Here is a 10,506-nt window from a genome sequence, read left to right as displayed (position 1 = left end):
GCGCCGGGTTCGGCTTCGGCTTCGGCTGGCAGGGGCTCGGCGCCTGGAACCTCTACTTCCTCGCGAAGATGGGGCTCGCCTCGGCGGGGTACCTCTCGCTCAACCTCCTCTGGAACGCGGTGCTCGCCGCCGCGCTCCTCATTCCGATTCCCTGGCGCCCGGTGCGGTGGCTGAGGACGCTCGCCGCGTTGGTCGCCGCCGTGCTGCTCCTCTGGAGCGAAAGCTGGCTCCCGGGCTGGGAGAGCATCGAGCAGAACGCAGGCGGCATCAAGGGCTTTTCCGCCGCCTACGTGATGGAGCTCGCGCTCGACTTCATCAACTGGCAGATGGTCGGGTGGGGCGTCTTCGGCGTTCTCCTCTACGTGCTCTTCAAGGATGCGGTCCGCATCACCGTGATCACGCTCTGCTGCTTCGTCGGCATGGCGATGACGCCCCTCTTCGAGGCGCTGCGCGCCGACCCGACGCCCCTCGAGGATGCGGTGATGGCCGAGGCCGCGCCTGCGGCTCAGGGCAAGGTGAGCGACAGCAAGACCGTCGAGGAGTGGTATCAGGCCTTCCTCAACTATGAGAAGGAGCGCCGCGCGGAGCTCCCGACCGGCATTCCGGAGAAGGACGTGCCGTTCGACATCCTGTTGGTCAACGTCTGCTCGCTCGCGAACGATGACCTCGCCGCGGTGAATCTCGACACGCACCCGGTTCTGAACCGCTTCAACGTCCGCTTCGACCGCTTCAATTCGGCCACGTCCTATTCGGGCCCGGCCGCCCTGAGGCTCCTCACGGGTGCCTGCGGTCAGCCCTCGCACAACGATCTATACGGCGAGCGGCGCACCGAGTGCGAAACCCTGAACCGTCTCGGGGCCTTGGGCTACACGCAGCACCTGATGCTCGACCATTCGGGCGAGTACGACAACTTCCTGCAGACGCTGCGCGACAAGACGGGCCTCGCCGCTCCGCTCGAGACCGCCGGGAAGCCGATTCCGGTCCGCTACATGGGTTTTGACGACGAGGAGATCTCCGACGACCTCGCGCTCCTGCGCTTCTGGCAGCGCACGATCACGCGCGCCAAGGAGAAGCGCAGCGTCACCTTCATGAACCTCATTTCGCTCCACGACGGCAACCGCCTGCCGCGCCATGGGCGCTCCGAGCCCTTCAAGCCGCGCGCCAAGCGGTTCCTCGACGACCTCTCAGTCTTCATGCGCGAGCTCGACCGTTCGGGCCGCCGCGTGATGCTCGTGATCGCGCCGGAGCACGGCGCGGCCGTGCGCGGCGACCGCATCCAGGCGCCGCGCCTGCGCGACATCCCGACGCTGCGCATCACCGAGGTGCCGGTGCTCGTGAAGTTCTTCGGCGTGAAGGGCCTCCCCGACCAGCCGATCCACGTCACGAGCGACACGAGCTGGCTCGCGCTCACAAGCCTCATCGGCCGCACGCTTTCGACCAACTTCTTCTCGAAGAAGGGCGGCGCCGTGCCGCTTCAGGACCTCGTGAAGGACCTCCCCGAGACGCACCCCGTTTCGGAGAACGGGTCGGCGAAGATCCTCGAGATGAAGGGCGTCGAGTATCTCAAGAGGAACGACGGCGACTGGAAGCCCTACGGCAAGTAGTACCGCAGGAGCGCCGCAGTGCCTGAACTCCCGGAAGTTGAGGTGACCCGCCGCGGGCTCGTCCCCGCCGTCCTCCACCACGAGGTGGCGGGGGCGGCGGTGCGCTGCCCGATGCTCCGCGCGCCGGTTCCCGACCTCGCGCGCCTCCTCACCGGGCGCACGCTCGCTTCGCTCGAGCGCCGCGCCAAGTATTTGGTCTGGCGTTTTGAAAAACCGGGCCTGCCGCCTGGGTGGCTCGTCACGCACATGGGCATGAGCGGCTCCTGGCGCATCTGGCCCGCAAACGGGCCCATCCCGGCGCCCGGCCGCCACGACCACATCGACATCGACTTCGGCGACGTGGTGCTGCGCTACACCGATCCGCGCCGCTTCGGCGCGGTGCTCTGGTTCGACGTTGATCCCTACGGGCTCCCGCCCCTCGCCAAGCTCGGGTTCGAGCCCTGGGACGCGCGGCTCACGCCCGAGGTCTTCGAGGAGCGCCTGCGCCGCACGCACCGCTCGATCAAGGAGACGCTCCTCTCGGGCGACGTCGTGGTGGGCTGCGGCAACATCTACTGCTCCGAGGCTCTCTGGGCCGCCCGGATCCGGCCGACGCGGCCGGCGGACGGGCTCTCGCTCGCGGCTGCCGGCCGCCTTCTCGGCGCTGTCAGAAGCGTCCTCGAGCGCGCCGTCGCCGCGGGCGGCTCGACGCTCCATGACTTTCACGGGCCCGAAGGCGAAACCGGGTGGTTCCCGCTCTCCTCAGCGGTCTACGGGCGCGAGGGCGAACCCTGCCCGTCGTGCGGGCGGCCGGTGAAGCGCATCGAGCAGGGCGGCAGGAGCACCTTTTGGTGCCCGCACTGCCAGCACTGAGCCTTCGCGCATGAAATGGAGGTTCGGGCTTGGGGTGCCCCGAATCGACAACGGCGCCGCAGCGGCGCCGTCGGAGGCGCAGCGGCGCGGGTCACGGAGCTTCACCTGAAGCGCCCTCGCGCAAGGAGGGCTCGTACGGTCACGCGCAGTACACGTCCGCGGCGGAAAGGTCCTCCACCGGGCAGTAGATGCCGTCCTTCGTCACGCGGCACTTCGCGCGCAGCGCGGGCGGGACCCAGGCGAGGTCCTCCACGGGCTTCTCCGTCTTCTCAAACACCAGAAGCGCCTCTGTGTCGTCGGCGCTTGCGCGCCGTCCGATGAAGCCCGGCGTGCGCGTGTCGTCGAATCCCGGGCGGATCTCCGCGCGGTAGAGCGCGCTCGAGTAGAGGACCTGCTTCACGGCGTAGTCGTTCTCGGGCTGCGGCGTGACGGAAAGCCGCGACTCGGTCGTGAATTCGACGGGTTCGAGCACCTCCGGGTCGTCGAACCGGTGCTCGGTCCAGCGCACGGGGAAGGCCGCAAGCACGGCTCCCCAGGGGGTGATGAGTTCGTTCACCATGAGGCCGTAGACGAGGTCGCCCGCCGTCACGGGCGGCAGGGGCAGCGTGAGGCGCTGCCGGACCGGGGCGTTCCTGAGCGCCTCGAGGTACTCGGCGAGCGGCACGGTGGGAAGGGGATCCCGGACGTAGCGCATGGCGCAATGGGCTCCTTTGGAGAGATTCAGTGGGAGACGGCTGCTGCTGCGGCCGCCGTTCCCGGTATTTTAAGACGTCCGGGCACGAAAAAGGACATGAAAAAGGACATGAAAAAGGGGCGCCCCGGACTCGTGCAGTCCGGAGCGCCCCAGGCTCGGAAAAACCTTTTCACGAGCCGCCCCGCGTCGGATCCTCAGGGAGGACCCGGGCGGGAGGGCTGCATGCCGTTAGTGAGCCGGATGGATCGGGATCACCTTCGGGGAGTTCTCGGCGTCCTTCTTGGCGAAGGACTTCATCCACATGTACATGCCGTAGATGATCGCGAGCGAGACCACGATGCAGACGGCGCTGTAGCCCGGAGCTTCGGCGAAGTTGACGGCGCGGTAGAAGATCGTCGCGGCGGTGTAGCCGAGGACGCAGCACCACGTGCCCGAGAAGATCGTCCAGGCGGTGCCGACTTCACGCCAGACCGCAGCGATGGCCGCGCAGCAGGGCATGTAGAGGAGAACCATCAGGAGGTAGGCGAAGGCGGCCGACTGGGAACCGAAGAATTCCTTGATCGTGTCGATCGTGCCGGTCGTGACTTCCTGGTCTTCAGCAGCGGCTTCCGTATCCGAGAGGTCGCCCACTTCGATGCCCATCGGGTCGGCGAACGCGCTGCCGAGGCCCTTCAGGTTGTCGATCGTGGTGTTGACGGCGTCGGAGAAGATCGAGCTGAGCGACCAGCCTTCTTCTTCCTCAGGAGCGGCTTCTTCAGCCGTCGCTTCGCCTTCGGGCTTGGCGGCGGCATCAGCCTTGGCGGCTTCCTCGGCCTTGGCGGCGGCGATGCCGTCATAGAGGGAGTTCAGCGTACCGACCACGGCTTCCTTCGCGAAGACGCCGGTGAAGACGCCCACGGCGGCAGGCCAGTTCTGCTCAGTCACGCCCATCGGCTGGAAGATCGGAACGATCGTGCGGCCGATCTGCGAGAGGACGGACTTGTCGGAGTCCTCGTTGCCGAACGTGCCGTCGGTGCCGAGGGAGTTGAGGAACGCGAGGACGCCCACGATCACGACGATCACCTTGCCGGCGCGGAAGAGGAACGTCTTGACGCGGTCCCAGGTGCGCAGCATCACGCCCTTGAAGGTCGGGATGTGGTACGGCGGGATCTCCATCACGAAGGCGCTGGCGGCGCCCGGCAGGGCGGAGCGCTTCAGCAGGAAGCCCGTGAAGACCGCGGCGACGATGCCGATGATGTAGAGGAGGAACACGACGTTCTGACCGTTGGTGGGCCAGAAGGCGGTCGCGAAGAGGACGTACACCGGGAGGCGGGCGCCGCAGGACATGAACGGCGTCATCAGAACCGTGATGATGCGGTCGGAGGCGCGGTCCATCGTGCGGGTCGCCATGATGGCGGGCACGTTGCAGCCGAAGCCGACGATGAGCGGCACGAATGCCTTGCCCGGGAGACCCAGGGCGCGCATCAGGCGGTCCATGACGAACGCGGCGCGGGCCATGTAGCCGGAGTCCTCAAGCACGGCGAGGAAGAGGAACAGGAAGAAGACCGGCGGAATGAAGGTCGAGACCGTCTGGATGCCGCCGCCGACGCCGGTGGCGAGAATCGCGATGAGCCATTCCGGAGCGCCGATGTTTTCGAGGAGGACCGTAAAGCCGTCCACGAAGATGCCGCCCACGAGGATGTCGAAGAAGTCGATGAAGCTGCCGCCCAGATTCTGGGTGAACAGGAACATGACGTACATGATGAGCAGGAAGATCGGGAGGCCGAGCCAGCGGTTGAGCACGACGCGGTCGATCTTGTCGGTCATCGTCTGCGAGGCCTGGCCGAGGCGGACGATCGCCTTCTCGGCGACCTTCGAGACGAAGCCGTAGCGGGCGTTGGCGATGGCGATGTCGAGGTCGCCGTTCATCTTCTCGTCGAGGTCGTTGACGATCTTTTCAACTTTTTCGACGTTCACGCCGGTGAGCTTCTCGCCGAGGCCTGGGGCCTTTTCCATGAACTGGCTGGCGAACCAGGCCGGACGGGCGACGCCCTGGCTCTGGAGGTTGTCGGCGACGCGGTTGATCGTCTGGGTGATCTGTTCGTCGAACTCAACCTGCATCGGCGGGACGGTCGGACGCTCGAGGAAGTTGACGAGCACGTCCTTGAAGTCCGTGAGGCCGGCTTCGCGCGAGGCGACGATGCCGACCACCGGGCAGCCGAGCTCTTCCTGGAGCTTCTCGAGCTTGATCTCGAGACGGTGCTGCTTGGCGATGTCGAGCATGTTCACGACGACGATCATCGGAACCTGCATTTCGATGAGCTGAGCCGTGAGGTAGAGGTTGCGCTCGAGGTTCGAGGCGTCGACGATGTTGATCACCGCTTCGGCTTCGCCCGCGAGGACGTAGTCGCGCGCGACGCGTTCGTCTTCGCCCGACGAGGCCGCCGGGGTGATGGAGTAGATGCCCGGAAGGTCGACGAGCTCGATCTTCTCGTTGCGGTATTCAAAGTTGCCGGTCTTCTTGTCGACCGTGACGCCCGGCCAGTTGCCCACGCGCTGGTGGGAACCCGTCAGGGCGTTGAAGAAGGTGGTCTTGCCGCAATTCGGATTGCCGACCACGCATACGATGTGCTGAGACATTTTGGTCCTAGTAGAGAGAAGTTCCTGCTTACCGAGGGAGGTGCGCGGAATCAGAGCTTTTCGACTTCCATCAGGGTCGCTTCATCGCGGCGCACGCTGATGAAGCTGCCGCGGACGCGGATTTCGATCGGATCGCCCAGGGGAGCGATGCGGACGACCTCAAAAGACGTGCCGGGTGTGGCGCCGAGCATGACGAGGCGGCGGCGGTACTCGGGATGCTCCTTGCCGAAGCCGACGATGCGGCCCTTGGAGCCGACGGGCAGTTCTTTCAGATACATGATGTCCTCGAACTAAGGTGTTTTTTTAGTAGACGTAGATTTTTTGAGCGACCGTGTAGTTGACGGCGATTCGGCAGTCGCCGACGGCAACGAGCAGCGGTTCGTCCTTGGAGGCCTGCAGAATGCGCACGGTGCTGCCGACGCGCACGCCGAGGTCTCCGAGATGGCTGATCTCAGCGTCGGGAAGCTTCATCCGCGCGACCGTGGCCGGTTCATTCAGACCGAGCGTGGTCAGAATGCGGATTTGTTTCGGTTCCGACATGGGGAAAGTCCTTGTTGCAAGTTGTGACAGGGTGCATAGTAACGAGAACACTTTGTATTTGCAAACTCAGGAAGCCCTCCATTCGGGGGATTCTGATGTATCCCTGCAAGGTCTTCCGGCTCCTGCGGCGGCGGCGATCTCACGGGTAATGAGAATGAAACGCCTTGTTCTTCCGGGGCTTTCTCAGTGGAGATTTTCCCCAACGCCGAAAAGGGGGCAGGCACCGTGGGTCAAAGCGAGACGCAAAAAGAGATGAGAGAAAAACGTTGACTCTCTTAACGAAAAGCAACAATCCGCAAGGGTGGTGCGTCGTCATGGGCTCTCCGCCCGGGGCTAGATGAATCCGCGCGGACCCAAGCAGGCAAAGAAAAGCCCGCGCCGCCGGTGAGGGCTGGTACGGGCTCAATCGTGCTGAGTAGAGCGCGGCGGGGCGTGAGGGCGGACCGTCAGCGGCCGGAGGACTTCGCGGCGGGAGGACGGTCCGACGCCCGGGGAGCGGAGGCCGCGGGGGCGGCGTCCTGAGCGGGCGTCGTGCCTTCGTGCTCGGGGGCGGCCGCCGGGGAGGCGGGGTGGAAGGACGTCCCCACGGGCTCCTCGGGGTCGGGCCGGACGCCGCGGGCCGCACCCATGACGGTGAGGACCACTTCGCCCGCGCCCTCGACCACGCCCTTCATGGCGGCGATCCATTGGTCGATGCGCTCCATGAAGAGCCTGAGGGTCTTCTTCGACTCGTCGGGGGCGGCGAGGAAGAGCCCGCCCGCCGCGATGAGGACGACGGCGGCGAGCCCGAGAAGAAGCGCTCCTGCAAAGAGGAGGAGTGAGAGCGCGGCTGCGGAAAGAAGCAGGGCGGCGAGTCCCTGCGTGATTTTGAGCCAGAGCTTCATGTTCCTCCTTTGTAAGTTCGCTTCCCTTAAAGCACGCGGCGGTGCTGCGCGAGGTGCACGGCCAGGAAGAGAGTGTAGGCGACGCCGAAGATCACGTGGGCGCGCACGCCCCGGAAGGCGAGGACGCCGAGCGAGAGCGCGAGCGTGCCGAGCATCAGGCGGTTCTGCGTCACGCGGCGGGTGCGGCCGCCGCGGCCCTTCACTTCGTCGGGGGCGACGATCGGGGCGGCGAGGTCGAGCGCCTTGACGGCGCCTTTCTTCGCAAGGGCGAGCACGCCGCCCGCGGTCTTCACGACCGTTTCGCGGCAGGCGCAGGTCTTCTCAGGAGCGGCGTGCGCGGTCGAGCCCTCGGTTTCGAGGGCGGCGGCTTCAGCCTCCGCGGCCGGGGCCTCTTCGTCCTCAGGGAGGAAGAAGGCGGCCGCGGCGAGGAGCGCCTCGGCGTTGGTCTTCTCTTCGTCCCAGGTGACGAGGAGGCTGCCGACGCGCGGATTCACCTCGACCGAGGTGATCCCGTCAAAGCCCGAGATCATGTCGGTGAGGGACTTCACCTCATCGGCCGTGAGGCCTTTGAGCGAAGCGTGGCGGATGCGGGCGCGCCCGTGGGTGACGGAGCGCACGAAGGTGCGGGGGTCGAGCATTGTTGTTTCCTTCGTGAATTGGGTTGGATCAGGCGGCGGAGTCCGCTTCCGTGAAGGGGAGCTTCACGGGCGTTTCGCTCTGGGGCGCTTCGCTCGCAAGGTGGTTGATCGTGCGGCGCATGTTCGCTTCGATCTCGCAGACCGCCTCGGAGAAGCTCTTCGAGGCGCCGAGGGTCGGGCGCATCGCGTTGAGGCAGACGCCGATCGTCGTCGCGTTGTGCAGCAGCGCTCCGATCGCCGGCATCAGGAAGCCCGTGAGGCCGCCTGCGAGGAAGCAGGTGTTGAGCGACACCGAGACGGCGAAGTTTTCGCGGATGCGGCCCATCGTGGCGCGGCCGAGTTCGATCGCGGTCGGGAGGTCCATGAGGTTGTTGCGCGTCAGAACGACGTCGGCCACTTCCTGAGCGATGTCCGTGCCGTCGCGCAGCGTCGCGCCGACGTGCGCCGCGGAGAGCGCGGGCGAGTCGTTGATGCCGTCGCCCACCATCAGCACGCGGCAGCCTTGAGCCTTGAGCTCAAGGACGTGGCGCGCCTTGTCCTGCGGCAGAACCTGAGCGCGGTAGCCGTCAAGCCCGAGGCGTGCGGCGACGTGCGCGGCCGTGCGGTTGTCGTCGCCCGTGAGCATCAGGATGCGCTTGATGCCGCGCTCGCGCAGGGCCTTGACGGCCGCGGCGGCTTCAGGACGAACCGGGTCTTCGATGCCGAGGACGCCGGCGAGGCGCCCGCCCACGGCGAGGTAGAGGATCGACTTGCCTTCCTGGGCGAGACGGTCCACTACGGGCTGCGCGACGTGCAGGTCGATGCCCTCGTCTTCGCCGACGAAGTGGCGGCTGCCGAGGAAGCACTTGCGCCCGCCCACGGCCGAGCAGATGCCGTGCGCCACGACGTAGCGGACTTCGGTGTCGTGCGCTTCGTCGTCATGGAAGACGCCGCGCTCCTGGGCCTGACGCACGATGGCGCGCGAGACCGGGTGCGGGAAGTGCTCTTCGAGGCAGGCGGCGAGGCGCAGCAGCTCCTCTTCGTCGAATTCGCCGTCCACGGGGACGACGTCGGAGAGCACCGGCTGGGCCTGCGTGAGCGTGCCCGTCTTGTCGAAGACCACCGTGTCGACTTCGGAGAGCGCCTCGAGGTAGCGGCCGCCCTTCACGAGGACGCCCTTTTCGGTGCCGTTCTTCATCGCGGTGAGGATGGCGAGCGGCGTCGCGAGACGCAGCGCGCACGAGTAGTCCACCATCAGCACGGAGGCCGTGCGGGTAAGGTTGCGCGTGAAGAGGAAAACCAAGCCCGCAAGGAGGAAGTTGTACGGGACGATCGCGTCGGCGAGGCGCTCGGCCTTGCCCTGGATGCCCGCCTTCGCGGCTTCACTGTTCTGAATGAAGCTCACGATCTGCGAGAGACGCGAGGCGTCGCCCATCGCGGTCGGACGAATGTCGATCTCGCCGTCTTCAACGACGGTGCCCGCGAAGACGCTGCCGCCCTGTTCGCGGTGAACGGGGAGCGGTTCGCCCGTCATCGTCGCCTGGTTGACCGAGGCGTCGCCGGAGACGACCACGCCGTCGACCGGGATGACGGAGCCCGAGCGGACGACGACGAGGTCGTCCTTCGTGAGCTCGGAGAGCTGCTTCTGCACGAGCTGGCCGTCCGCGGCGCGCACCCAGACCTGGTCCACCTTGATCGCGAGCTGGTCGGCGAGCGAGGCGAGGCTCTTCTTGCGGGTGTAGCGCTCGAGCATGTCGCCCAAGCCGAGGAGGAGCGTGAGCAGACCCACCGTCCCGAAGTCGAGGCGGATCAACGAAACGAGGATCGCCGAGGCGTCGAGCACGGAGACGTTCAGGCGCCCGCGGAAGATGTTCTTCACGCCCTCAATGAGGTACGGGATCGAATCGAGAACGGCGTTGCCGATGTTGATGATCGACGGGAAGAAGGGGCGCAGGAACACGTAGCGCGCGAGACTCGAGAAGTCGAGCTCGGCGTCCTCTTCGGAGACGGCCGGCGCTTTGCCGGGCTGGCGCGTGAGCGCGGCCTTGCCGAGAGCCTGGCCCGCCTGCGAGGCCTGAGCGGCCGTGCGCGAGAGCGAGAAGAGCGCCGGGAAGAGGCGCTCGAGGATCGAGCGGACGCGGCCGAAGAAGTTGAGCACCGGCATGTTCGTGAAGCCGCGCTCGATCGCACCGAGGGTGGTCGAGACGAGGCCCGGACCCATGCGGCGGCGCGCCTCCTCGAGGTCGAGGGGCATGCCGCGGGCGGCTTCCTCACGGTCGGCGCGGGCGACGACGGCGCGGCCCGGACGGGTGATCGGCGGGTTCTTGACGAGGTCGGCGAAGTAGGCCGCGGTGCGGCGCTTCGTTTCGGCGTCGGCGACGGTGAGCGTGACGCTGCCCGTGAGCGGATTCACCGTCAGGCCGGTGACGCCGGGCACCCGGGCGAGTTCGTCGGCGATGATCACCGCGCTCGCGTGGGAGAGCGTGTTCGCGGTCTTCCAGCGCTCGCGGTTGCCGACGGCGTGCTTCAGATAAAACTGCATGAAGAATGCCTCTCTCTTCTGAGGGCTCCCGCGGGCGTCCGAGCGCCTGCGCGGGGTTTGCGATTCGAAATGACGGTTCCGGAGTGGGCCGCACTGAGCGGGCCGCAAAGGGGACCACAACGAGAAGGCCCGGGGGGGAGGAGCCCTTTTCCCT

Annotated in this window: 9 protein-coding genes; 2 read left to right on the top strand and 7 right to left on the bottom strand. The window is 66.6% G+C overall.

Annotated features, from left to right (window positions below):
• Both bcsG and mutM read left to right on the top strand, forming a co-directional pair.
• Positions 1–1,604, top strand: a 1,604-nt coding sequence (gene bcsG, locus ACT6Y9_RS04955; protein ID WP_443743706.1) for a cellulose biosynthesis protein BcsG, incomplete at its 5' end; no start/stop codon positions are given.
• A gap of 18 nt (positions 1,605–1,622) precedes the next feature.
• The gene (mutM, locus tag ACT6Y9_RS04950) at positions 1,623–2,456 is read left to right on the top strand and encodes a bifunctional DNA-formamidopyrimidine glycosylase/DNA-(apurinic or apyrimidinic site) lyase (protein ID WP_295478124.1); all 834 of its coding nucleotides are present in this window, start codon (positions 1,623–1,625) and stop codon (positions 2,454–2,456) included.
• Positions 2,457–2,595: 139 nt separating this feature from the next.
• Here mutM and ACT6Y9_RS04945 read toward each other — a convergent pair whose 3' ends face one another.
• The 7 genes from ACT6Y9_RS04945 to ACT6Y9_RS04915 all read right to left on the bottom strand — a co-directional run bounded on the left by ACT6Y9_RS04945 (position 2,596) and on the right by ACT6Y9_RS04915 (position 10,352).
• Positions 2,596–3,150: a hypothetical protein gene (locus ACT6Y9_RS04945; protein ID WP_443743705.1), complete on the bottom strand. Its 555-nt coding sequence runs from the start codon at positions 3,148–3,150 to the stop codon at positions 2,596–2,598.
• A 228-nt stretch (positions 3,151–3,378) separates the two neighbouring features.
• Complete coding sequence (gene feoB / locus ACT6Y9_RS04940) at positions 3,379–5,769, bottom strand: Fe(2+) transporter permease subunit FeoB (protein ID WP_443743704.1); 2,391 nt, start codon at positions 5,767–5,769, stop codon at positions 3,379–3,381.
• A gap of 50 nt (positions 5,770–5,819) precedes the next feature.
• Entirely contained in the window at positions 5,820–6,047 is a 228-nt protein-coding gene (locus ACT6Y9_RS04935; protein ID WP_295478114.1) for a FeoA family protein, read from the bottom strand.
• Between the two features lie 25 nt (positions 6,048–6,072).
• Positions 6,073–6,309 carry a FeoA family protein gene (locus ACT6Y9_RS04930; RefSeq protein ID WP_295478110.1) on the bottom strand — a complete coding sequence of 79 codons (237 nt, stop codon included), beginning with the start codon at positions 6,307–6,309 and terminating at the stop codon, positions 6,073–6,075.
• A 446-nt stretch (positions 6,310–6,755) separates the two neighbouring features.
• Positions 6,756–7,193 (bottom strand): hypothetical protein, encoded by a 438-nt coding sequence (locus tag ACT6Y9_RS04925; protein WP_443743703.1) that lies wholly within the window; start codon positions 7,191–7,193, stop codon positions 6,756–6,758.
• 26 nt (positions 7,194–7,219) lie between these two features.
• The gene (locus tag ACT6Y9_RS04920) at positions 7,220–7,831 is read right to left on the bottom strand and encodes an HMA2 domain-containing protein (protein ID WP_295478105.1); all 612 of its coding nucleotides are present in this window, start codon (positions 7,829–7,831) and stop codon (positions 7,220–7,222) included.
• Between the two features lie 28 nt (positions 7,832–7,859).
• Positions 7,860–10,352, bottom strand: a complete 2,493-nt coding sequence (locus tag ACT6Y9_RS04915; RefSeq protein WP_443743702.1) for a heavy metal translocating P-type ATPase — start codon at positions 10,350–10,352, stop codon at positions 7,860–7,862.
• Positions 10,353–10,506: the final 154 nt, after the last annotated feature.

It is taken from the genome of Sutterella sp., assembly GCF_052272535.1.
Lineage (GTDB): Bacteria > Pseudomonadota > Gammaproteobacteria > Burkholderiales > Burkholderiaceae_F > Sutterella.
Note: the sequence above shows the minus strand (reverse complement) of the source record. Positions and strands in the feature narration are given on the sequence as shown.